Origin of the sequence: Rhodococcus sp. DN22 (assembly GCF_036669995.1) — a bacterium.
Taxonomy (GTDB): domain Bacteria; phylum Actinomycetota; class Actinomycetes; order Mycobacteriales; family Mycobacteriaceae; genus Rhodococcus_F; species Rhodococcus_F erythropolis.
The window spans coordinates 1916982-1939900 of sequence record NZ_CP133326.1 but is presented as its reverse complement, the minus strand read 5'-3'; the positions used below and the strand labels follow the sequence as shown (position 1 = coordinate 1939900).

19 protein-coding genes are annotated in these 22919 nt (G+C 62.3%); all 19 read right to left on the bottom strand.

Features of this window, described 5'->3' with window-relative positions:
- Window positions 1-63 precede the first annotated feature (63 nt).
- Window positions 64-603: a hypothetical protein gene (locus tag RA302_RS09100; protein ID WP_338480273.1), complete on the bottom strand. Its 540-nt coding sequence runs from the start codon at window positions 601-603 to the stop codon at window positions 64-66.
- 142 nt (window positions 604-745) lie between these two features.
- Window positions 746-2044, bottom strand: coding sequence for an HAD-IB family phosphatase (locus tag RA302_RS09095; protein ID WP_338480272.1), 1299 nt, complete (start codon window positions 2042-2044; stop codon window positions 746-748).
- Window positions 2045-2126: 82 nt separating this feature from the next.
- Complete coding sequence (gene eutC / locus RA302_RS09090) at window positions 2127-2900, bottom strand: ethanolamine ammonia-lyase subunit EutC (RefSeq protein WP_019744242.1); 774 nt, start codon at window positions 2898-2900, stop codon at window positions 2127-2129.
- Entirely contained in the window at window positions 2897-4321 is a 1425-nt protein-coding gene (locus RA302_RS09085) for an ethanolamine ammonia-lyase subunit EutB (RefSeq protein WP_338480270.1), read from the bottom strand. The genes eutC and RA302_RS09085 overlap by 4 nt, the downstream gene beginning before the upstream one ends.
- Window positions 4318-5790 (bottom strand): ethanolamine permease, encoded by a 1473-nt coding sequence (gene eat / locus RA302_RS09080; RefSeq protein ID WP_003941913.1) that lies wholly within the window; start codon window positions 5788-5790, stop codon window positions 4318-4320. The genes RA302_RS09085 and eat overlap by 4 nt, the downstream gene beginning before the upstream one ends.
- Before the next feature lie 165 nt (window positions 5791-5955).
- Window positions 5956-6516 (bottom strand): DUF779 domain-containing protein, encoded by a 561-nt coding sequence (locus tag RA302_RS09075; RefSeq protein ID WP_019744244.1) that lies wholly within the window; start codon window positions 6514-6516, stop codon window positions 5956-5958.
- Between the two features lie 91 nt (window positions 6517-6607).
- Entirely contained in the window at window positions 6608-8131 is a 1524-nt protein-coding gene (gene adh, locus RA302_RS09070) for an aldehyde dehydrogenase (protein WP_007730158.1), read from the bottom strand.
- A gap of 143 nt (window positions 8132-8274) precedes the next feature.
- Window positions 8275-9588, bottom strand: a complete 1314-nt coding sequence (locus RA302_RS09065; RefSeq protein WP_019744245.1) for a helix-turn-helix domain-containing protein — start codon at window positions 9586-9588, stop codon at window positions 8275-8277.
- A 105-nt stretch (window positions 9589-9693) separates the two neighbouring features.
- Entirely contained in the window at window positions 9694-11175 is a 1482-nt protein-coding gene (gene mftG, locus RA302_RS09060; RefSeq protein ID WP_338480265.1) for a mycofactocin system GMC family oxidoreductase MftG, read from the bottom strand.
- Window positions 11172-12569 (bottom strand): mycofactocin biosynthesis glycosyltransferase MftF, encoded by a 1398-nt coding sequence (gene mftF, locus RA302_RS09055; RefSeq protein ID WP_020906864.1) that lies wholly within the window; start codon window positions 12567-12569, stop codon window positions 11172-11174. Before mftF ends, mftG begins: the two co-directional genes overlap by 4 nt.
- 97 nt (window positions 12570-12666) lie before the next feature.
- Complete coding sequence (gene mftE, locus RA302_RS09050; protein WP_338480262.1) at window positions 12667-13359, bottom strand: mycofactocin biosynthesis peptidyl-dipeptidase MftE; 693 nt, start codon at window positions 13357-13359, stop codon at window positions 12667-12669.
- A gap of 526 nt (window positions 13360-13885) precedes the next feature.
- Window positions 13886-15124 (bottom strand): DUF222 domain-containing protein, encoded by a 1239-nt coding sequence (locus tag RA302_RS09045; protein WP_338480260.1) that lies wholly within the window; start codon window positions 15122-15124, stop codon window positions 13886-13888.
- A gap of 52 nt (window positions 15125-15176) precedes the next feature.
- On the bottom strand, window positions 15177-17126 hold the full coding sequence (locus RA302_RS09040) for a mycofactocin system FadH/OYE family oxidoreductase 2 (protein ID WP_338480258.1): 1950 nt from the start codon (window positions 17124-17126) through the stop codon (window positions 15177-15179).
- Window positions 17126-17953, bottom strand: a complete 828-nt coding sequence (locus RA302_RS09035; protein WP_003941966.1) for a mycofactocin-coupled SDR family oxidoreductase — start codon at window positions 17951-17953, stop codon at window positions 17126-17128. Before RA302_RS09035 ends, RA302_RS09040 begins: the two co-directional genes overlap by 1 nt.
- A complete protein-coding gene (locus tag RA302_RS09030; protein ID WP_338480256.1) occupies window positions 17950-19881 on the bottom strand; it encodes a mycofactocin system FadH/OYE family oxidoreductase 1 in 1932 nt (643 codons plus the stop codon). Before RA302_RS09030 ends, RA302_RS09035 begins: the two co-directional genes overlap by 4 nt.
- Window positions 19882-19907: 26 nt before the next feature.
- On the bottom strand, window positions 19908-21086 hold the full coding sequence (gene mftD / locus RA302_RS09025) for a pre-mycofactocin synthase MftD (RefSeq protein ID WP_020906858.1): 1179 nt from the start codon (window positions 21084-21086) through the stop codon (window positions 19908-19910).
- Window positions 21087-21141: 55 nt separating this feature from the next.
- On the bottom strand, window positions 21142-22359 hold the full coding sequence (mftC, locus tag RA302_RS09020) for a mycofactocin radical SAM maturase (RefSeq protein ID WP_003942089.1): 1218 nt from the start codon (window positions 22357-22359) through the stop codon (window positions 21142-21144).
- A 76-nt stretch (window positions 22360-22435) separates the two neighbouring features.
- A complete protein-coding gene (mftB, locus tag RA302_RS09015; RefSeq protein ID WP_007728309.1) occupies window positions 22436-22723 on the bottom strand; it encodes a mycofactocin biosynthesis chaperone MftB in 288 nt (95 codons plus the stop codon).
- Window positions 22708-22803, bottom strand: a complete 96-nt coding sequence (gene mftA, locus RA302_RS09010; protein WP_063836238.1) for a mycofactocin precursor MftA — start codon at window positions 22801-22803, stop codon at window positions 22708-22710. Before mftA ends, mftB begins: the two co-directional genes overlap by 16 nt.
- Window positions 22804-22919 lie beyond the last annotated feature (116 nt).

Sequence of the window (22919 nt, the reverse complement as noted above, 5' to 3'; positions counted from 1 at the left end):
TCCGATTCGTTCACACGAATCGGACGGCCCACGCCGAACTGCGTCAGGATCCAGCGCTACGAATCAAGCCTTTCCGGCAGCCCCGAAAAGCTCCTGACGGATCTCCCCCCACACCGTGGCATAGGAGTCGATGATCGGTTCCGAAATCCACTTGGACTCCCCCGCTTGAACTTTCGCGAGAGCATCCGAGAAGAGATCCTGGTAGCGGGACAACCGCGGAACGAATGCCGACAGATCGTCGAACAGGTTTGCAGCCCGGCGGTCCAGCTCGGCAAGGGAATTCGCGTCTGCGTCGTCGATAAGTGCAACGAACTCCTCGTCCAGCGGAACGAAAGCCTCGTACACCTCGCCGATGGAGTCCTCGTCGATCGAGACCCGCTCAGCGTCCAACTGATCTTCGAGTTCCGCGAGGCCTTTCTCGGTCAGGCTGACGGCACCTTCTGCTTCGGCCGCTTTACCCTGCGCGACAAGTGCGTCGTACGCAGCTTGACCGGACGCTGCGCTGACGCCCAAGTGCTCGGCCAGGACGACCGCTCCGACCCGCTCTTTGAGACGTACTGCTTGGAGCAGTGCCAACTCGTCCACATTGCCAGCGAAGGCCATCGATTTCTCCTACTCACGTGCCGCCTCTGCGGCTCCAGCATCACAGCGGACACCCGTGGGTTTCCGCAGCCCGACAAAGGGCTCGAAAGAATCAGATCACACGCCGATCGATCGTTGTGAAGTCACCGCACCAAGCCGACTGTCACGCGACGGAATCCACCTGATCGGGGATCACGCTGCCGTCCGCACGAGTCACGGCGCCTTTCTCCCCGGCCGCGTCGGTGTATGCATCGGTCGAGCAGTGATAGGGAGCATCCGCCTGTGCTTTCGGTTCGATGAACATGGGGTTGACCAGCCATTTTCCGTCACTGTTGTCGTAGGCATTGCACATCAGTTCGGGATTGTTGCGGTTGATCACCAGGCGCGCACCGGTCGCATCTCCGAGGAACGTCACGTCGGTGACAGAATCACCGGCAGCAAACACCTGACGCCGATCGGCAGGCAACTGCTCGAACGCCGTAGGCCCTTGGACCCCGTAGACAACCTCGTTGACCTGGCACCGCTTCCCGTCGATGTACGGAATGACCGAGTCGTCACCGTCCGCAACCCCACCACATCCCCGCAGGCGCCCCGTCAGAACGCCGCCCTCGACGATCGGCCGAACTCCCATCACGTGATCGGCATCCAATCCCAGCTGCTCCGACCAGACACGAACGACCGGTTCGGCCGACGCGGAGATGATCCGCACGTCGAATCCATGAGCGCCGAGGGTTTTCACCAAATCTTCGATTTGCGCGTAGTAACGCACCGAGCCGTCGACTTCCGTGGTACCGACGGTCTGATCGGATCCTTCTGCAGCAGCGAGATTCTCAGCACGCGCTGCGCGGGCGTACTCGGTGATCTCGTCCTCGGTGTGCCCCGCCATCAACTGCACCGCCCACGCGTATGCAGCCTTGGTCCGGCGGTGATCGTAGCCGTCGAATGCAACCTGTCCGTCGCGAGTCTTCTCCTCGAGTACCGCAACGATCTCGTCAGCGCAGTCCAAGTCGGTACTGGTTACCAAGGGTTGACCCGGGGCGGTCTCCGAGCCACACGCGGCGGAAAGTGCGGCGGCGCCGGCTGGAGCCATGAAGCGACTCGTGGTCGCCCAGTCCGCTCCGGCGGGCTGTAACACCTTGTTGTTTTTGATCATCCAGAATGCAGTGGCGCTTCCGATGTCGTTCTTGACAACTGTGTTGTCCCAGTCGAAGAGCGCCAACGGAGCGCCGTCATCGACATCACCTGCAGCTCCACACGTTCCGAACTCCGTCATCATGGCATCCAACCTCACACGGTTGTCGCCGTACCACGCCAGACTGGGATCCAACGCCGCGCAGGATGAACTACTCTGCGCCGCATCCTCTTTCGTGGCACTCTCGGCCGAACTACACGCAGTTGCACTCAACAGGACACTACCTACGGCCAACGCACACAGGGCGCGGGCATGCAGCGAACGGAACATCGATTCCCTCATTTTCGTCGTGATTCGGGTACGACGGCATACCCGAGTGTCGATCGACCCGGGTATGCCGTGCAGGTGTCAACTAATCGAGCGTCAGCACTTCTCCCGACGCAACGGCGTCGGCGCGAGAGGTGTCCTTGAGGTCGACGCCGGAGCGGCCCAATTGGCGCGCTCCCGTCACCAACCCCAGAACGACACGAGCAGCCTGCTCGTATCCGAGGCCCTCGGGTGGGTGGACATTGGAAATGCAGTTTCGATCCGCGTCGGTACGACCGACGCGCGGAAGGTGAGTCAGATAGATCCCGACGCTGTCCGCAACGGAGAGCCCTGGACGTTCGCCGATCAGGACGATCGCCGTCTGCACTCCCATCGCGGCGGCGATGTGATCACCCAGTGCCACACGGGCATTCGTGGCGATCACCGGCGGCGCAATCGAGTACCGCTCCCCCAACACCGTGACCAACGCGGACAGTAGTTGCTCGCCGTGGTCCATCAGTGCTCGCGGGGAGAGTCCGTCGGCGAGGATGAACCCGATTTCCTTGTCGGAGCTCTTGATCGCGCTCAGGTCAGCAGGCTGGCGACCCAGGTCGGGTCTCCGGAGATACTCGCTGCGAGTGGAGACGCTGCTCGCGACTACCACCGGTGCCCCGATACCCACCCCGTCGACCCGACTGGCGAGAGTCTCGGAATCGAGTGGCTCGTGCACTGCGTCGCGGGCTGCGGCGTGAGCTGCCTTGAATTCGAGAACCCGCTTGGTGGGCAACGAATCTCCGGCACGCCCCAGCCCGATACGCGATTGTGTGGTCTTGCGCAGTGGACCCCAGAAATCGAGGATCGGTGCCTGATCTTCGGTCATGAGTTCACCGTCAAAGCCCTCAGCGGCGACATTTCGGCGTCGATCGGGAGAACCCGACCGTTTGCGTCGGTCATCCCCAAGTTGTGGAGCCAGATCTCGAACTCCGGGGCGGGCTGCAAACCGAGGACCTTACGCACATACAGCGCGTCGTGGAACGCCAGACTTTGATAGCCGAGCATCACGTCGTCGGCGCCGGGCACCGCGATCACGAACGCCGCGCCGGCGACGCCCAGCAAGGTGAGGAGGTTGTCCATGTCGTCTTGATCGGCTTCGGCGTGGTTGGTGTAGCAGACGTCCACTCCCATCGGCAGCCCGAGGAGTTTTCCGCAGAAGTGATCTTCCAAGCCCGCGCGAATGATCTGCTTGCCGTCGTAGAGGTACTCGGGACCGATGAAACCGACCACCGTGTTGACCAGCAGCGGCTCGAGATCTCGGGCCACGGCGTATGCCCTGGTCTCGAGTGTCTGCTGATCGACCGGAACTCCGCCGGTGCCGTAGTGGGCACCTGAACTGAGGGCGGACCCCTGCCCTGTCTCGAGGTACATGACGTTGTTGCCGACCGTTCCGCGGTTCAAGGAGCGTCCGGCCTCGTTTCCCTCGCGCAGTAGCGGAATGTTCACTCCGAAACCGGAATTGGCGCCTTCGGTACCGGCAATCGATTGGAAGACAAGATCGACCGGCACCCCCGATTCGATCAGTCCGATCGTGGTGGTCACGTGAGAGAGCACGCACGACTGAGTCGGGATCTCGAATCGCTGACGGATGTCGTCGAGCAGGTGGAGCAGATCCGAGGTGGCCTGGGGTGAATCCGTCGCGGGGTTGATGCCGATGACGGCGTCGCCACATCCCATCAGGAGACCGTCCAATGTGGCCGCCGCAATGCCGCGTGGATCGTCCGTCGGGTGGTTTGGCTGGAGTCGGGTGCTCAGCCGTCCAGGCAGTCCGATGGTAGTGCGGAACCCCGCGGTGACCGTGATGGCCTTGGCGACGGCGATCAGGTCCTGATTGCGCATGATCTTGCTGACCGCGGCAACCATCTCGGGGGTCAGACCGGGACTCACGGCGGACAAGCGTGCTGAAGCTTCCGGCGCCGACGCAGTCTCGAGCAGCCAGTCCCGTAATCCGCCAACAGTCAGGTGGGCCACTGGCGCAAATGCGAGGCGATCGTGGCTGTCGATGATGAGCCGGGTCACCTCGTCGTCCTCGTACGGAACCAACAGATCTTCGAGGAACACCGTCAACGGAAGATCAGCCAGAACCCATTGGGCAGCAGCACGTTCGGCGTCGGAGCTTGCCGCGCAACCGGCTAGTTCGTCACCCGACCGCAGTGGTGTCGCTTTTGCCATCAGATCGACGAGACCGTCGAACGAGTAGTTGGTTCCGGATACCTGCTGGTGATACTTGGCCATCCCGCGACTCATCCCAATTCTTCTTCCGCCTGTGCAAGTACAGCAAACTCCTCGTCCGGCGAGTTGGCAACAAGGTGGTGACGACTGTAGAGACCGAAGTACGCCATCAGAACTCCGAAGGCAACCAACGTCAGCAATGCCGCGACGGGATCGACCAGGAAGGTGGCCACCACCGACACTGCCGCGATCACGAGCGCAAACGAGGTGGTGGCGATACCGCCGGGCGTGCGGTACGGGCGCGGCATGTTCGGCTCACGCTTACGAAGAACGATGTGACTCACCATCATCAGGACGTAACTGACTGCCGCGCCGAACACCGCCATGTTGAGCAACATGGCACCTTCACCGGTGAGTGAGAGCGCGAAGCCGATGATTCCGGGAACGACGAGCGCGAGAGTGGGGGCCTTGCGCTTGTTGGTCACCGACAGGTTCTTCGGCAGGTAGCCGGCGCGGGAGAGCGCGAACGTCTGACGTGAGTAGGCGTACATGATCGAGAAGAAGCTCGCGACCAGACCGGCAAGTCCGATGTAGTTGACGGCCTTTGCCGCTCCGCTGTCCCCCAGCGCCTCGACGAGCGGATTTCCGGAGGTGGACAGGGCGTCGGCGCCGAGCGCACCGGTGGCGAGGAAGAGAACCGTTGCGCCTGTGACGATCAGGATCAACATGCTGATGATGATGCCGCGGGGGACGTTCTTCTCCGGCTCACGCGCTTCCTCTGCGGCCAGCGGCACACCTTCGACGGCAAGGAAGAACCAGATCGCGAAGGGCACGGCGGCCCAGATTCCGAGCAGACCGAATGGCAGGAACGACGACGATCCGACTGCGCTGGTGTCGACGGCGATATCGGTGAGGTTGGACGAATCGAAAAGGCCGACAGCCGAAACCGCGAACACGACCAGGCCGACGAGTGCAATGGCGGTGATGATGAACATCGCCTTGAGTGCCTCACCGGCGCCGGTGAGGTGAATGCCGATGAAGATCGCGTACACCGCGAGGTACACCCACCACCCGTCGGTGATCCCGAACAGGTTCAGGGACTCGACGTACGCACCGATGAAGGTCGCGATCGCTGCGGGCGCGATCGAGTACTCGATGAGAATTGCTGTGCCGGTGGCAAATCCACCCCAGGGCCCCATGGCCCGTCTGGCAAACGTGTATCCACCACCAGCGGCAGGAAGTGCCGACGACATCTCGGCCATACCGAGCACCATCGCCAGGTACATCCCCGCGATGACGACGGCCGCGATGAGAAGGCCACCGAAACCACCTTCGGCCAGACCGTTGTTCCAGCCGGCGTAGTCACCGGAAATCACATAGCTGACACCCAACCCCGCAAGCAGCACCCACCCTGCTGTTCCCTTTCGGAGTGTTCGTTTCTCCAGATACGAATTGTCTTCCGCATGGAAGTCTGCGCCGTCGTGGTGTGCACCCGCGGCACCGGCGTTTTTGCCGGTTGCGTGGTCGGAAAGAGACATGTCCATCCTCTGAATCGGTCAAGAATGAGACGACGCACGGTGGATGCGTCGCGTGAAATGAACGGTATGTGGGCGATGTACGGAGAAGGTCGCCTGGAGATGACCGTGCTGTTAACTGGCTGTCATGTGAGTGGCCCCGAGTCTGTTCAGATCTTCTTCAGGCGGCCGTTCTCAGGATCGGGCGGCCGCGCCCGGCACCGGGCAGGCATCGACGGCCTCGGCGACGACCTGGGGAACCGTCGGGGGCGAAGGACGCACGCCCGCTTCCCAATCAGCGCCTACGAGAATGCTCGACGCGCCGAGTGCTTCGTTTTCGTCCGGTGTGAATGCCCTTGCTCGACTGAGGAATCTGAATCCTTCAGGAGACTCCAGGCTGAATCCGCTGCCGCGGCCGGGCACGACGTCCAGCACCAACTGGGTGTGCTTCCAGGCTTCGAACTGTGATCCGGAAATCCAGACCTGTACAGCGTCGGTTCCGGTGGGAAGGTCTTCGGGAATCTCTCCGACCGCAAGTCGGAGATCGACGATTCCGAGTAGTACGTCACGGTCCCCGACGATGAATTCGCCTGAGGGATAACACATCGGGGCCGAGCCGTCGCAGCATCCGCCGGATTGATGCATCATCAGTTCGCCGTGAGTCCCGCTGAGGCGGCGTAGCAGGTCAGCCGCCCCAGCGGTGGTCACCAACCGGGGTGGAACGGCGCCGGTATCGGGTGTGTCCGTGGCGCTCATTCCAACCTCCGTGTGTTTGTGCAGGTTTCGCGTGTTGCAGTCTTGCGCACCGGCACCCGCAGCGAGGGGCTCACGGGTGCCGGTGGGTCGATCAGAAGAAGCCCTGAGCCTTCTGGGCGTAGCTGACCAGGAGGTTCTTGGTCTGCTGGTAGTGCGAGAGCATCATCAGGTGGTTCTCGCGGCCGATGCCGGACTGCTTGTATCCACCGAAAGCGGCGTGTGCCGGGTACTGGTGGTACGTGTTGGTCCAGACGCGACCGGCCTGGATGTCGCGGCCTGCGCGGTACGCAACTCCGCCGTCGCGGGACCAGACACCGGCGCCCAAACCGTAGAGCGTGTCGTTGGCGATTTCGATGGCCTCGTCGTAGTCCTTGAACGAGGTGACCGAGACGACGGGTCCGAAGATCTCTTCCTGGAAGATGCGCATCTTGTTGTTGCCGGTGAACACCGTCGGCTGGACGTAGTAGCCGCCGGACAGGTCTCCGCCGAGTTCGGCCCGCTCACCACCGGTGATGACCTTGGCGCCTTCGGCCTTGCCGATCTCGATGTACGAGAGGATCTTCTCGAGCTGATCGTTGCTGGCCTGGGCACCGATCATGGTGTCGGTGTCGAGCGGATCCCCTTGGCGCACAGCCTTGGTGCGAATGGCGGCCATCGCGAGGAACTCGTCGAAGATGTCTTCCTGGATCAGCGAACGTGACGGGCAGGTGCAGACCTCGCCCTGGTTGAGGGCGAACATCGTGAAGCCCTCGAGTGCCTTGTCCTGGTAGTCGTCGTTGGAGGCGAGGACGTCGGAGAAGAAGATGTTGGGGCTCTTGCCACCGAGTTCGAGGGTTACGGGGATGAGGTTCTGCGACGCGTACTGCATGATCAGGCGACCTGTGGTGGTTTCACCGGTGAACGCGATCTTCTTGATACGCGGGCTCGACGCGAGCGGCTTTCCGGCCTCGACGCCGAAGCCGTTGACGATGTTGAGCACACCGGCAGGCAGCAGGTCACCGATGATGCCGATGAGGTGCAGGATCGAGACGGGTGTCTGCTCGGCAGGCTTGAGCACGATGGCATTGCCGGCAGCGAGGGCGGGTGCGAGCTTCCACACGGCCATGAGGATCGGGAAGTTCCACGGAATGATCTGGCCGACTACGCCGAGCGGCTCGTGGAAGTGGTACGCCACAGTGTCGGAGTTGATCTCCGAAAGCGAACCTTCCTGTGCGCGAATAGCTCCCGCGAAGTAACGGAAGTGATCGATGGCGAGCGGAATGTCGGCGTTGAGGGTCTCGCGGATCGGCTTGCCGTTGTCCCACGACTCGGCGAGTGCGATGGATTCGAGGTTCTCCTCCATACGATCAGCGATCTTGTTCAAGATGATCGCGCGCTCGGCGACCGAGGTCTTGCCCCAGGCCGGAGCTGCTGCGTGCGCTGCGTCGAGAGCGAGCTCGATGTCTTCTGCGGTGGAACGAGCCACATCACAGAAATTCTGTCCGGTCACCGGTGTCGGGTTCTCGAAGTACTGACCCTTGACCGGAGCAACCCATTCGTTGCCGATCCAGTTGTCGTATCGAGACTGGAAGGACATGATCGCGTCGGCGGTACCTGGGCGGGCGTACACGGTCATTGCAAGCTCCTATGTAAACGTGATCTTCCTGGGCGCACCCACCAAATCGGTGACTGCAATCCCACCCCCCGGTGGGGTGTGATTCACAACACTAGGAGTTGCAACGTTGCAAGTACGTTGCGTGCGAGAAACGCAGATGATTCTCAGATGCCCAATTGGCGGTCGAGGAGATCAATTCTTGCCTGGACCTGCGAATACAGCGGAGATTGAGGATCCAACGTGGACAGGTAGGCCTCCCACACGACGGAGTCTTCGCGCCCGTGTACGGACGTGGTCCACCGGGCCAGAAGGTTGGCATCACCTCCACGCAGCAGAGCCGCCTGAACCCTGGTGCGTAGTTCCTCCCGCACCTCTTCGATTCCCGGGGAGGCCGAGCCTGCCAGTACCGGGCCCGAATACAGTTTCATCGCCGTCGCTGCGTCTCCGCGATCCAACGCCGCCCGCACGTCGCCGACGTCTGTCGTGAACTCCGTGATGATCCGATAAGGACGCGAAGCCAGCCGGTCGGCACCGAAAACCTTACGAAGCCGCGACATTTCCGCGCGAATGGTCACTGCGTCGAGCTCCCCCTCGTCGAGCAGGACCGCAAGGTGGTCGGAGCTCAGACCCTCCGGATGTTCGGAGAGCAGAAGGAGAATCTCGGCGTGACGCTGCGAAATCGGGATGCGGTCACCGCCGCGAACCAGCGTCGGCCGTCCGGCACCGAATGTTTCGAGGCGCGGAGCCGTCGCGCTGAGCGGGATAGGCGAGTTCAAGAGGTGGAATCGCAATTCCGATTCGGCGGCCGCAACAGTTGCACGGATCAGCGACAGCACTTCGGGAACTGCGACCCTGGGACCACCGGTGATGTCGATGGCACCAAGGATTTGCCCAGTGGTGGGATCGTGGACGGGTGCGGCCGAACAACTCCAGTCATGCACGGTTCGGTTGAAATGCTCGGATCCGAAAATCTGTACGGAGTGATCGAGAGCAAGCGCCGTTCCCGGCGCATTGGTGCCGACACGATCTTCGCTCCAGTCGGCGCCTTCGACGAAGTTCATGGACAACGCCTTGTCCTTGGCCGAGTTGTCACCCTCGACCCAGAGCAGTCGACCGTGTGCGTCGCTGATCGCGATCAGCAATCCGGTCTCGGCAGCATCTTCCACCAGGAGTTTCCGAATCACCGGACGGATCAGTGACATGGGATGCGCGGACCGATATTTTTCGAGTTCCAACCCTTCGAGCATCTCAGGGTTGCCGACAACATCAGGATTTACTCCCTTGTTGCGGCTCCGCATCCAGGACTCGAGCACGACCGAACGGACATGGGAGTCGTCGGTCAGCCCTTGGCCGGGCACGCCGCGGGCATCGATGAACGACTGATGGGCAGACGAAAGTCGCCGCGCGAGTAACGCGACGTCATCCCCTGGCCTGACCGCCACCCACGGGTTGCCGGACACAGCCTGTTCACGTGCCATATTTTGCGTTCCTCCGCTCCGTGGACCACTGTAACGCCGATCACAGCCCATAGGCGAGAACGACCATTCGGTATGACTGTCGACCTAGCCTGCTGCCCCTCGCGGTCACTCGTCACCGAGCAGGACGGCGCTTGCTCGTTCCGCGACCATCACCGCGGTCGCGTGTGGGCCGCGGGTCGGGATCGTCGGCAGGATTGACGTGTCAACAATACTGAGTCCTTGCGCGCCGATCACACGGCACCGATCATCGACGACTGCGAACGGGTCCGATTCGGCGCCCATCACGCAGCTACCGGACATGTGCAAGGACGTACCGAGGCGAGATTCGATCCACTCGTCTGTGTACTCCACGACGGGGCGATCGATCAACCCGGTCTCGGCGATCGACTCGAGAAGGTTCTCGGCGATCTGCATTCCTTCCCGAATGGCTGCTCGATCGTGCGTCGACGCGACGTAGTTGTATCGAATACGCGGTGCCCCAGCGGGATCCCCCGATGCCAGTTCGATGCTCCCCCGACTTCGCGGCGCCATGAGGACCACCCCGACGCCGTGATCCATGCGAGGCACACCGGGAACCAAGTCTGTGAAAGATGCGGTGTACGGACGGATTTCAAGCTCGGCGAGATTGAGCGCAGTCTCCAGCACCGGTGTCTGCGAGCGAATCGCACGAGGCGTCGAAAAATGGTACGGCAGCAGCACTTCCGGATGGTCGACGAAGTTCTGGCCGACGCCAGGCCGATCGAGAATGACGGAAACTCCTTGCTCTGCAAGTTGTTCCGCCGGACCAACACCGGAATTCAAGAGAATGTGCGGCGTCGCCACCGCACCCGAACACACGATCACGTGGTCGGCACGAATGCGTCGGACGTTGCCGTCGTCGAGAACGTCGACGCCGATCGCACGGGTTCCCGAGAATACGATGCGAATGACGTTCACTCCGGATTCCACCCGCAAATTCGGGCGGTGCAATGCCGGCATCAGATACCCGATCGCAGTACTGATCCGACGATGATCCGCCACGTTCAGTGGCACTCGGCCGACGCCGAACGAGTCCGGCGCATTCTTGTCGACGTCGTCGGGAAAGCCTGCTCCGAGCGCTGCCGCATGAAACTCACCGCTCAGTGGATGCAGTTGGTCCCACGCTCGACGCTCGACCGGGATCGGACCGGCGGTCCCGTGGAACTCGCCCTCGAAATCACGATCAGTCTCAGACTTCTTGAAGTACGGCAAGACGTCGTCGTATCGCCAAGCACTCGGCCAGTTCTCGAAATCTGCGCGGGTCGCGCGCGTGAAGTACGCACCGTTGACGGCCCCGGACCCACCGAGCGTCCGCCCGCGCGCAATCGTGGACGCCCGACGCGGTGTCAGTTCGACCGGATACGTCCACGTGTATTCGCTCGCAGGTCCGACCGGCAGTCGGTACGGATCACCCAGGACGTCCGGAAGTTCGAGCGCCGAACGATATCCGCTTCCCGATTCGAGGAGCATCACCGTGGCGGATGGATCTTCACTGAGCCTGGCTGCGACGACGCAGCCACACGTGCCACCACCGACAACCAGGAAATCTGCGTAGTCGGCTTCTGTCACTTGGTGATTCGAGGTTTCAGCGCCGCCCAGTCACGGGCGTCGAACGCGCCCCGCCAGAGTCCGGCTCCATACGCGATGTCATCTGCTCGTTTGAAGAAGACGTACCGAACCGGACCCAGCCCGCCTGGCTCACGGTGGCGATACCAGTCCACCAAACCTTCGGTGACTGCCGCAGCGACGGCCAGTCGCCGAATTCGACGGGAAGCGATCACCGCCAGAAGAGTCACCGGCCAGTAGTGACGACACATCGCCGAGGCGAGTTGCCAGAATCCTCCGACAAACCCCTGCGCAGTGAGGATCGCTGCGATCCGGGTGGGCTGACTCAGCCCGTTGAACATCTTTCGCAGGCGATACACCGTGAAGAGCAGAGCGCCCAGCGCACTCGCAAGACCGGAACGGGTCAGTGTTGCGGCGGCGATGCACGCGAAGAGCGTCGAGAACGACATCGCCATCGGCGGAACCGAACCCTCGTGTCTTGCAGCCAACGGCGCCGCGCCCGTGCCGTAGAACGCTCTCCTGGCGAACCACTTGTCGAACTGAACTCGATGATCGTGGGCGACATGCGCAACCGGTTCGTACCTCAATCGCCAACCCGCAGCCTGCAGTCGCCAGCAGAAATCGACGTCCTCGGCCACTTCGAGACTCTCGTCGAAACCGTTGCATTCGAGCGCCACGTCGCGCCGGACGATCACGGCCGCGCTGGGAACATAGGCGACCGGACTTCCCGACTTCACCGCAGCTTCTTTGCGTCCGAGGTCGAGAGACGATCGCATGTTCTCGTACCGCGCCAGCGCCGTCCCGTACGGATCGAGGGCGACGATGCGGGGCGCAACAAGGGCAACCCCTGGATCGCTGAAGTGGCCCAACATCAACTCGAGCCAACCGGCACGCGGTATGACGTCGGAGTCGAGGAAAGCTACGAAACGTGTTTGGGCCGAACGCAATCCCGAGTTTCTCGCTGCCGAGGGTCCGCGGGCGCTCTCGTGCCGCACCACTGTGATGGTTCCGGTGCCCGGGCAGGCGCGACGGGGCTCCACCGGCACTTCCGAACCGTCGTCGACAACGATGACGGTCAGATCCTTGAGGACGGGCAGTAGGCGTTCGACGCCGGCCTGGTTGTCCTTGACCGGAATCACGACGGTGACATCTGCCGCAGACGGTGTCGACATCGGACGAGGATTCGCGACGCCTGAATCGAGAAGGTGACGAGCAACCGCAGCGCTCTGCTGGTCGACCACCTCGAGGAAGCCGTCACCGATCATCGCCGCAGCCGTCGGAGCCAGCTTGAGCATCCGTGTCGGAGAGCCGCCGATGAGCACCCGGCCGCCCGAGTACGTGCGCACCTTGGGGTCCAACCGAATGCCGAAGCCGTCGGGGAGTCTTGCTGGTCGCATCAGATGATCGTAAGGGACGTAGCCCGTCGTGCTGCAACTCGTCGCAGCCTCGAAAGCCGTCGCAGGTGGACCGTCCGCCCCCACTCGGTCGTGGTCGTCACCGAAGCCTCCCATCTGGACCAGGCTCCCACCGGGCCAGTCCATCCGTCACGCGTCCTACCAACTCACCGAAGATGTATGCGCCGTCTTCGGCGGTAGCCCCGACTGGATTGCCGAGAACGCCGTTTTGCGACACAGCGACCATACCGCCCGAACGCATTCCTGGCATCAGGTCCGCGATAGGAGACAAATTTCCTGTCTCAGCAAGGCTCATGTGCACCAAATCGGGCGAAAGGTGCAGCAATAGGCTCGTTTCAGTGTGTCCCGCGTGCGCATCGGCACCCGCAACAGCGCACGGCACCCAAGCGGCGTCACGTCCCTCGTATCGAAGAAGTGCCACAGCTTTGGCCAGCGCGGGACCATTTCCGCCGTGGCCGTTGACGAACAGCGCCCGCTTCGTCCATCTGAACGCCGACCTTCCGTATTCGACGACGAGGGTTTCCATAGCCTCGGCACCGATCGAAATCGTGCCGGCAAACCCTTCGTGTTCGCCGCTCGCCCCGTATTCGATGGCCGGGGCCACGACAACGTCGGGCAGAGCCTGTGCGACTGCTCTCGCGATCCGGGTGTCGGTATCGAGAGGCAGGTGCGGTCCGTGTTGTTCGAAAGAACCGACCGGGACCACGACGGTGAGCGCAGTGCCTTCGAGCGCAGGACTCGGGATGGCAGCAAGGTCACGCGGAGAACTCATCCCCCGATCGTATTGTGCACAGCTCCTCAAGCACTCGGCTCCACCCGAATCGATCGGATTGTGGTGGTGGCATTAACTGTTGCGACGGCAGTTCCGGTTTCGGTCAGAAGTTCTCCTGCAAGAAAAGCGAGGGATACACCACGTCTCACGACACGGCCACGCCCGATGTATGCGCCGGGGAGGGCATGCTCGGGGAATTGAACATGCAACGACGCTGTCCGCGCGAACTGGTCGGGTTCGAGAGTGGCTACCGATGCGGGACCAAGAATGCGGGACCAAGAATGCGGGATCATGAGTGAATCCCACTTCGAACGTCGAGGACTCAGGATCTATCGCGCGAAGTGTCCAACCGAGTATGTCGCTGCCGGAGAGGGCGGGAATGCCCATTGACCACATCCCAGAATGGTCCCTTGCGTTTCATCGTTCATGCCTGACCCCGGCTCTACCACCCCGAAACACAGCATGCGTGTGCCCCGGGGCATGCCTCGTCCCCGGTACACACGCTGCCATTTTCAAATATGCCCGTTCAGGCCGCTGTGGGTGGGCTGTTCCCACCGATCGGATGCTGATACGGATCAACCGACATCGGTGGATAGAACACCGTCTTCCGATCCGGGCCGATCTCCACCCGCCACTCCGTATGATGCAGCGTCCGATGATGATGACCGCACAACAAGATCAGGTTGTCGAGATCTGTTGGGCCACCATCATTCCAGTGAACAATATGATGAGCATCGCACCACCCCGACGGCGTCCCGCACCCCGGAAACGCACACCCACCATCCCGAACCGCCAACGCCCGCCGCTGCGGAACCGTCGCCGTTCTCGCTTCCTTACCGCACTCGAGCGGAACACCATTCTCATCCAACAAAATCCGCGTCACGGTGCAGTCGCACGCCAACATCCGGGCAGTGTCGATACTGATCGGACCCACCCAATCCGTCCACGCAAACCCGAGTTCCTCCGTGGACGGCAGCAAGTCCTTCAAGGCCTGCAGATCCGTCATGTCTTTCGCCGACGCAGTGATCGTGATGTGCGGTTTCACCCCGCCCTCGATCGGACCCAACCCCGCCCGCTCGTACCGGCGCAACAACTCGCAAAACCCGTCCGCACGTCGCAGCGCAGGAGTACGCGTGTCCTTCACGCCGTCCTTCTCAGGCGTCGGCGCCGACAAACTCGACAACAACGTGATCAACCGCGCCCCGTTCACAGCATCCAGATCACCCTTCACAGTCACTCTGCCGTACAAGCCTTTCGAGGCGTAGAACTCGTTGCGCTCCGAATCCTCGCCGACCGGAACACCGTCCTCACGCTTGCCGTACTGCTTCTCGATCCGCCGAATCGCTGCCCGCACCGCATCACAATCCGCGATGTTCTTCGACGCCAACCGAAGCAGAATCCCGCGGGCCTTGTCCACATCCGCCAGGGTCATGTTCTTGGGTGGATGCTGACAAAACGACGCCACCTGCCGTGCTTTCAACGCATCCACGTCACCCCGGTGAAACGCATCCGCCACAACAGGTTCGAGCATCAACAACCGCGCCAACCCGACCAGCAGACTGCACTCACCGATCTCCAGATTCGTCGAACCGTGCAACCACTGTGCGATCGCCCGAAAACCCTTCCCGCCGAGAACCTCACGGGAAAACATTTCCACGATCAGCAACACCATCCGCGACTGCAACTCGTGCCGGGCGTGCACCAGATCGAGAACCTCACTCTTGAGGCCCTCACCATCCAGCTGCCACGCTTCCCGACTGTTCATACCGAAAGTTTAATCGAACATACTTTCGAGAGCCAGAGACAAAACGGACGACTTAAATCGCCAACGCAGCCCGATGCCCCTCGATGACCGCTGCGTGCGAACGTCTCGGGGACAGGGCGTCACCGATGCGAAATATCTCGAAAGAACTTCCCTGCAAGGTGTTCCACAACTCGTCGACAGGTTCCTGCTGTGTCGCGAAGACCACCCAGTCGACCGCAACTTCCTCGACCACACCCGTCGGAAGGTGAACCAAGCTCACGAGCGGCGAGGCTCCAGCGCTCACCGAAGTCGCCATCAGATCCGTCCGTTGCACGATCGACTTCTCGAACGCCCGGCGGTTCCACCCCTCGAAATCCAGGGTGACGCTCAGATCTTGGGCAACCACCATGCCGTTGGTCGCGATCGTGACAGCGCAACCTCGATCAGCCAGGAATTCCGCCACCGACGTACCTTGATGGAATCCCAACTCGTCGTATACGAGCACCATTCCGCTCGGCAGAACCCTGCCGTCGAGAACGTCTCGAACACTTACGACACGCTCTGATCCACCCACCCACGTTGGGCGCACGGGCCGCGCGCCGGTTGCGATCACGACCACGTCGGGCGCCCGTTCCTCCACAATCGCAAGGTCAGCTCCAACACCCAGCTCGATCGTCACACCGCTTCGGCGACACTCCGATTCGAGATTTCGCACGAGGTCGGCGAGCTCACGGCGAACCGATACCACCGAGGCGGTAAGAATCTGTCCGCCAAGTCTTCGTTCACGCTCGAACAGCGTCACCGCATGACCTCGCTGGGCCGCGGTGGCCGCAGCTTGCAGGCCGGCCGGGCCGCCGCCAACTACCACCACCGTGCGGCCCCGTCGCCGCGGCATCGGCAGTGGGACCGATTCCCGACCGGCGTGCGGATTTTCGGTGCACCCCAACCAACGCCCCAGACCCATCCGCCCGACGCATTCCTGGTTGCAGGACAGGCAGGTTCGCACCTGTGACGATTGACCGGCACGCGCCTTGTTCACAAAATCCGGATCGGCGATCTGCCCGCGAACTACGCCCACCAGATCGCATACACCGTCCTCGAGTGCAGCTTCGGCTTGCTCCGGCGTCTTGAAACGGCCGACTCCGACGACTGGAAGATCGATGACCTCCCTGATCGCAGACGGGACGAAGTTGGCGTAGCCCGTGGGTACAGCCATCGATGCTTCGACCAGATGCAGTGTTTCCGTGGCCATTCCGACGGTGGTGTTGATGTAGTCGACGTGACCGTCAGCTTCGATCAGTTGGGCGGTGGTTACCGCGTCGGACAGTTCGATGCCACCCCGCGTTCCTTCGTATCCACTCAGGCGCACACCGAGCACACGATCCGGGCCGATGGCCTTACGCAGGACCCCGAGCACTTCGAGAAGGAAACGAGCACGATTCGCCACGCCCCCGCCGTAGCGATCGGTGCGCAGGTTGGTCGAGGGTGCCAGAAACGCGCGCACGATGGACGACTGCGACGCCTGCAATTCCACCCCGTCGAAGCCACCGGCAACGCAGTTGCGCGCAACAAGGGCGAACCCTGCGAGAACCTCGGCAATGTCCGCGTCGTCGACAGCTTTGGGCACCTCGCGGAACAACGGATCCGCAACGGCGCTCGGCGCCAACAGCGGCGATCGCGAATAGGTTCCAGCGCCCTGACCCCCATTGTGGTTGATCTGCGCGAGAATCGACGAACCATGCGCATGAACGGCGTCGGTGATCCGCCGGTATCCCTCGATCGCTTCCGGCCGATAGCCCGCAATCATCTTCTCGTACGGTCGATCCGAAGGATGCGTCGAGTGTTCCTCGGTGATGATCAGACCCGCACCGCCCCGTGCCCGCGCCTCGTAGTAGCTCGCGTGCTGCTCCGTCGGCAACCCGTTCTCCGCGTAATTGGTCAGGTGTGCGGAGAACACGACCCGATTGCGGAGTGTCAGGTTGCCCAGGCGCAGTGGCGCGAAGAGGCGCGGGTATGGCGTCATCAGACCTTGGAGTTTCCCTGATCGAGAGCGATATGACTTGCCGTGACGGTGCGTGAACCGTCACCCGCGAGCCACAGAACGGTATCGGCGATCTCGTCGGGTTCGGCGAACGCGATGTCCGAGAGGATCGGAGTGAAGTTGGGAAGGTACTGCGGAAACTTTGCAAATACCTCGAGCGCGCCCTGGTCGACCCCCATCGGCGTATTTACTCCGTAAGGGTGGATCGAGTTGACCCTGATCTTGTACTCCCCCAGTTCCTTTGCCGCGGCCTGCGTCAGACCGACGAGACCGAACTTGGCGCTCGCGTAGTGCGCCTGTCCGGGCAGCGCCTTGAGTCCGGCCACCGAACTGACCACGATGATCGATCCACCGCGCCCACCTTCGATGATCGCCGGCACCGATGCCTTGAGGGTTTTCCAGACTCCGGTCAGGTTGATGTCGATCAGGGTTTCCCACTGCTCGTCCGACATTTCCCAGAATCGATTCCAGTTACAGACCCCGGCATTGGCGACCACGATGTCAAGGCGTCCGAACTGCTCGACACCGTCCTTGACCACCGCGGTGAGCGCTGCGCCGTCACGGACATCTACCTCGCGGGCGAGGATCTTCCCACCCTCCGCTTCGACCAGACGTATCGTCTCGGCAAAGTCCTCGGAAGTTGCTGCGTCGTAAGAATTGTCCGACGCCACCGACGCGCACACGTCGACTGCGATGATCGCTGCTCCCTCGCGCGCCATCTTGACCGCGTGCGCACGTCCTTGACCGCGCGCTGCGCCGGTGATGAAAGCAACGCGACCTTCGAGCGAACGAACTGAACCCTGTGTCATGAGATAGCCCTCTCTGCAGAATTGAAACTCGTTCTAGTAGTAAACCCTGCAAAGCGCCCTTCGCGGATGGATTCGAGAACAGTTCTCGGGGCAACCGAGTCACCCACCTGGATGTCGGCCGCTTCCTTCAGCGTTTCGTTCGGCAGACGGGGCGAGCAGTCGATCACCACTTCACACTCGAGCTGTGACCACTCGCCGGTATGAACGTGCTCGACGCAGACGGCCCCTGAGGCGATTTCGATGACACGGGACGCGAGCACCCTGGTGACCCCGGCCTGCTGGATGCGCGTGTTGGCGCCGACCAGATCCCCACTCGCACCGAGCCTCGAACCGACGATGCTGTCCGGGGTCACAATCGAGACGGAGACGCCCTCGGCCGCGAGTGCTTCTGCGAGCGCCACCGCGATCGGTCCACCGAGCGGATCGATCAGCGCGACCGGACCCGGCCCCACGGTGGTCAACTTCCCGAAGGCTTCCGACGCATCCAACCACCGAACCGAGTCGTCGACCGGATACGTCGGCGGCCGCGCAGCACTACCGGTGGCAACCACAACCAGCTCGCCCCGACTACGTGCATCACTCAGGTCCTGCGCGTCGACCGCCGCCCCGGTCCGCATCGTCACGCCGCTACGACGGCATTCGTCCTCGAGCCACTGTGCGAGGAGTGTGAACCGGCTGCGGCCGTCACCTCGCGCAAAAGTTCGGATCATGCCGCCGAACTGCGATGAACTCTCGACGAGTGTGACCGAGTGCCCCGCCACCGCCGAGATCCGCGCGGCCTCCATCCCGGCGGGGCCACCTCCCACGACCAGCACGGCTCCCGGTGTCGAAATCTGCTCTCGCTCATCGGGGTCCACCGTCTCGAAACCCGCGCTCGGATTCCCCACGCACGTCACGACCGGGTTGCGAGGATCACGCACGAGGCACGTCTGATTGCAGAGCACACACGGCCGTGGACGATCACCGCGCGCGGCTTTCACGACCAGGTCCGGGTCCGCGATCTGGGCCCTGGTCATCTCGACGAACTCGGCCACTTCCAGCGCTGCACGAGCGTCGGTGATGTCCACGACGCTCCCCTGCACGACAACCGGAATCGAGACCGCGGCCTTGATCTCACGGCACAGATCGAGGTTGAAGTTCGGCGGACAGTGAAAGTCGGGTCGGTACCCCTCTGACGAATAGAGTCCGCCACGAACGACGACAAGGAGATCGAGTAGTGGCGACAGATCGCGTGCAAAACCGGCGGCGAGATCGGGTGTCAGTCCCGCCCATGGTGCTTCCTCGTCGCAGGACAACCGCAGGGAGACAACGTGGTCCGACCCGACTTCCTCGCGCACTGCCGAGATGATCTCGCGAACAAGGGCAACGCGATCAGTGCCGTATCGGTCTTGCCGAGTGTTGGTCAGACCCGAAAGGAACTGCCGCAGAATGCTTCGAGGACCGGCATCGAGTTCCACTCCGTCGATTCCCGAAGCGATGGCCATTGCCGACGCTTCACGAAAGCCGGCCATCAACTGGTCGATTTCCGGCTGCCCCATTGCCATCGGCAACTCACGCGTCACCGGGTCGGCCACTCTTGACGGTCCCCACAGCACCGATTGGGAGTATGCGCTCGATCCCTGCATGCCGGTATGACCGAGCCCGGCAAGAACCAGCGTCCCGTACGGAGCACATGCGGCCGCGATCGACTGCCACCCCGGGCCGCATTCCGACGCCAGCGGTGCACGCTCGTACGGCCAGTCGTTCTCCAATACCGAGGCCACTTCGGTGACGACGATTCCGGCTCCACCCTCGGCGCGGCGCTGGTAGTACGCACGGTGCCGATCGGAAAGTGATCTTCCCACAGCAAGATTGGTCTCATGCGGACCGAAGACAACCCTGGACCGGACGAAGCGTCCGGCCAGGGTTGTGTGTTCGTCGAGTGTCAACTCACAGCTCTATCGGAACCGCAATCTCAGCTGGCGCCCAGTGAGCGTGTGAAGCCTTCCGGGATCACCAGGTCTGCCGGGCTCAGTTCGGTGATGGACGAGTGGCCAAGGCCCATCAGCCCCGAGTCGATGCCCATCCGCATCAGGTCGAGCACGTTCTCGACACCGGCCTGGCCGTTTGCCGAGAGACCCCACAGGTAGGCGCGCCCGAGCATGACGGCCTTGGCTCCGAGTGCGAGCGCCTTGACGACGTCGCCGCCGCGTCGAATGCCGCCGTCGAGAACAACTTCCACCTGATCGCCCACGGCCTCGGCAATGCCCGGGAGCACGCGGATCGGCGCCGGGGTGCCGTCGAGGTTGTTGCCACCGTGGTTGGAGACCGAGATAGCGGAGACACCGGCGTCGACAGCTCGCTTGGCGTCGTCGATGCGCATGATGCCCTTGAGCATGAACGGTCCACCCCACTGCTCACGAAGCCAGGCGATGTCTTCCCACGTCGGAAGCGGGGTCTGCATCCACTCGCCGTACGCGCCGAAGAACGTCGGTGCCGGCTGGCCGGGAGCCGCGAGGTTGGGTGTTGTCAGATCGGGGATCTTGCCGGTCTTGGCGAACTCCAGCAACCACTTCGGGCGCATGATGCCCTCGGGGGCGAACTGGAACATCGCCTTGAGGTCCATCTTTTCGGGGATTGACGGGCTGCCCCAGTCGCGACCGTACGAGAAGGACCAGTCGGTGGTGATGATCAGGCCCTTGGCACCGGCAGCGCGAGCGCGCTCCATACGCTGCAGGAGCACGTCGCGGCTGCCGACCCAATACATCTGGAAGAAGACCTGCGGGTTGGCCGCGGCAACTTCTTCGATGGACTTGCTGGCGAAAGAACTCAGTCCGATGGCTGTTCCCCGTGCTGCAGCCGCACGAGCTACCGCTACCTCACCGTCGGGGTGCACTGCCTGCACACCTGTCGGTGAAATCATGACGGGCAACGAAATGTCCTGGCCCATAATGGTGGTGGACATCTCGCGCTTGTCCGACAGTCCCGCAGCGTGAGGAGCGAAACCCAGTTCGCTGAATGCCGCGACGTTGTCGTCGACCGTCAGCCCTTTCTCGGATCCCGCCACCAACGCCGCGTACACGGACTTGGGCAACCTCTTCTTCGCACGGCGCTGTGCTTCTGCCACCGTCTCGAAGAAAGCATTCTTAGCCATTGAACTGACCTCTCTGGGGTGCAGCTTTCGCCGCACTGTCGGTATCGCGCAGTAGTTACTGCATTCCCGCAAGCGGGTTTTCGTCACAAATCTTGGCGGGCGGACGCATCATCAGTGTCAGTGGCACCGATGCACGTGGGGTCTTACGTTGACCGGAACGGGAGTGGTCGACGCTGGACTTCGGGACCTCTCCCGCCGACGCCAATGCCATTTCACCGTTACCGATGACGCATTCGGGGTCAGGTCCGTCCATCGGCAGTCCGGTGAAGAACTTGGCTGCCATGCAGCCACCCCGGCAGGAGTCGTAGTGATTGCACTTGCTGCAGGCGCCACCGGTCTGCGGCGAGCGCAGCTCCTCGAACAGGTCCGAGTGCTGCCAGACTTCCTGGAATCCACCGTCTTTCACGATGTTTCCGGCGAGGAACTGCTCGTGAATCGCGAACGGGCATGCGTACACGTCACCGACCGGGTCGATCAGGCACACGACGCGGCCCGCGCCACAGAGATTGAGACCGGGCAGTGCATCGCCGAACGCGGAGAGGTGGAAGAACGAGTCGCCCGTCAGGACGCCTTCGCCGTTGGCCACCAACCAGTTGTAGAGCTCACGCTGCTGTTCGGGGCGTGGGTGCAGATCGTCCCACACGTCGGCGCCGCGACCCGAAGGGCGCAGTCGAGTGATGCGCAGGGTCGCGTCGTACTTGTCCGCGAGAGCCTTGAACTCGTCGAGCTGACTGACGTTGTGCCGCGTGACGACCACCGAAATCTTGGCGTCCTTGAAGCCGGCTTCCTTCAGGTTCGCGAGAGCCCGCTCGGCCATTGCGAACGAACCAGGCCCGCGCACAGCGTCATTGACCTCAGCGGTGGCACCGTCGATGGAAATCTGCACGTCGACGTAGTCACTGGCCGCAAGCCGTGCCGCGACCTTCTTGTCGATCTTCACGCCGTTGGTGGAGAACTTCACGCCAACCTGGTGGTCCGTTGCGTAATCGACGAGCTCCCAGAAGTCGGAGCGTACCGTCGGCTCGCCGCCACCGATGTTGACGTAGAAGACCTGCATACGTTGCAGCTCGTCGATGATGGACTTGCACTGTTCGGTGCTCAGCTCGTTGGGGTCACGACGACCCGACGACGAAAGGCAGTGCACGCAGGACAGGTTGCAGGCGTAGGTGAGTTCCCACGTCAGGCAGATGGGGGCGTCGAGTCCGAGTTCGAACTGATCGACGAGGCGACCCACCTTGGCGGGCGGAGAGGGCTGTTCAAGAACTGAGGTCATGGCTGTGTCCTCGCGAAGAAATGAAGCGGGCGAACGTGCAGAAGGGCTGTTCCGCACGTGGGGGCGAGCGTCTGGCTCAGACGGGCACGATCATGTGCGAATCGGCGAGAGTGCTCAGCGCGCGGGCATATTGGGGAGCCGCGTCATCTTCGATGCCTTGCGCACGTAGTGCGGACCTGACATCAGGATGGTCTGGCAACGCCTTGACCACCGCAACGATGGTCGTGTTCTTCAGGAACGACAGCTTGCGCGTTCCGAAGTGGTAGAGCAACGCCCCGAAAGGTTCGGGGCGAAGCGCTACCTGCGGGTGGAGTTTCCACCCCGCATCGAGATCCAAAGCAGACACGGTCAGTACACGCCGCACATGCCGTCGATGGAAACTTCCTCCACGAGGGACTCCTCGACGAGGTCGTTCTCGAGCGCCTTGTTGTCACGATCTGACATGGATTCCTCCTGCGGTCGCACTCCGTCTGGAAGTCTGTAGATCAGACTTCCAACCTGGGAGTTGGTGGTCACTAGTGGGACTTCACTGTGACTCGGTTCACCACTGTAATGGCATC

Bases quoted from the DNA above. Each gene is read 5' to 3' on its own strand.
- mftF (WP_020906864.1), bottom strand. From the start codon at position 12,569: ATGCGACCAGCAAGACTCCCCGACGGCTTCGGCATTCGGTTGGACCCC.
- RA302_RS09065 (WP_019744245.1), bottom strand. From the start codon at position 9,588: ATGGCACGTGAACAGGCTGTGTCCGGCAACCCGTGGGTGGCGGTCAGG.
- RA302_RS09085 (WP_338480270.1), bottom strand. From the start codon at position 4,321: ATGAGTCGCGGGATGGCCAAGTATCACCAGCAGGTATCCGGAACCAAC.
- mftE (WP_338480262.1), bottom strand. From the start codon at position 13,359: ATGAGTTCTCCGCGTGACCTTGCTGCCATCCCGAGTCCTGCGCTCGAA.
- eat (WP_003941913.1), bottom strand. From the start codon at position 5,790: ATGGACATGTCTCTTTCCGACCACGCAACCGGCAAAAACGCCGGTGCC.
- RA302_RS09035 (WP_003941966.1), bottom strand. From the start codon at position 17,953: ATGACACAGGGTTCAGTTCGTTCGCTCGAAGGTCGCGTTGCTTTCATC.
- mftA (WP_063836238.1), bottom strand. From the start codon at position 22,803: ATGTCAGATCGTGACAACAAGGCGCTCGAGAACGACCTCGTCGAGGAG.
- mftC (WP_003942089.1), bottom strand. From the start codon at position 22,359: ATGACCTCAGTTCTTGAACAGCCCTCTCCGCCCGCCAAGGTGGGTCGC.
- RA302_RS09075 (WP_019744244.1), bottom strand. From the start codon at position 6,516: ATGAGCGCCACGGACACACCCGATACCGGCGCCGTTCCACCCCGGTTG.
- adh (WP_007730158.1), bottom strand. From the start codon at position 8,131: ATGACCGTGTACGCCCGCCCAGGTACCGCCGACGCGATCATGTCCTTC.
- eutC (WP_019744242.1), bottom strand. From the start codon at position 2,900: ATGACCGAAGATCAGGCACCGATCCTCGATTTCTGGGGTCCACTGCGC.
- mftD (WP_020906858.1), bottom strand. From the start codon at position 21,086: ATGGCTAAGAATGCTTTCTTCGAGACGGTGGCAGAAGCACAGCGCCGT.
- RA302_RS09100 (WP_338480273.1), bottom strand. From the start codon at position 603: ATGGCCTTCGCTGGCAATGTGGACGAGTTGGCACTGCTCCAAGCAGTA.
- RA302_RS09045 (WP_338480260.1), bottom strand. From the start codon at position 15,124: ATGAACAGTCGGGAAGCGTGGCAGCTGGATGGTGAGGGCCTCAAGAGT.
- RA302_RS09095 (WP_338480272.1), bottom strand. From the start codon at position 2,044: ATGTTCCGTTCGCTGCATGCCCGCGCCCTGTGTGCGTTGGCCGTAGGT.
- RA302_RS09040 (WP_338480258.1), bottom strand. From the start codon at position 17,126: ATGACGCCATACCCGCGCCTCTTCGCGCCACTGCGCCTGGGCAACCTG.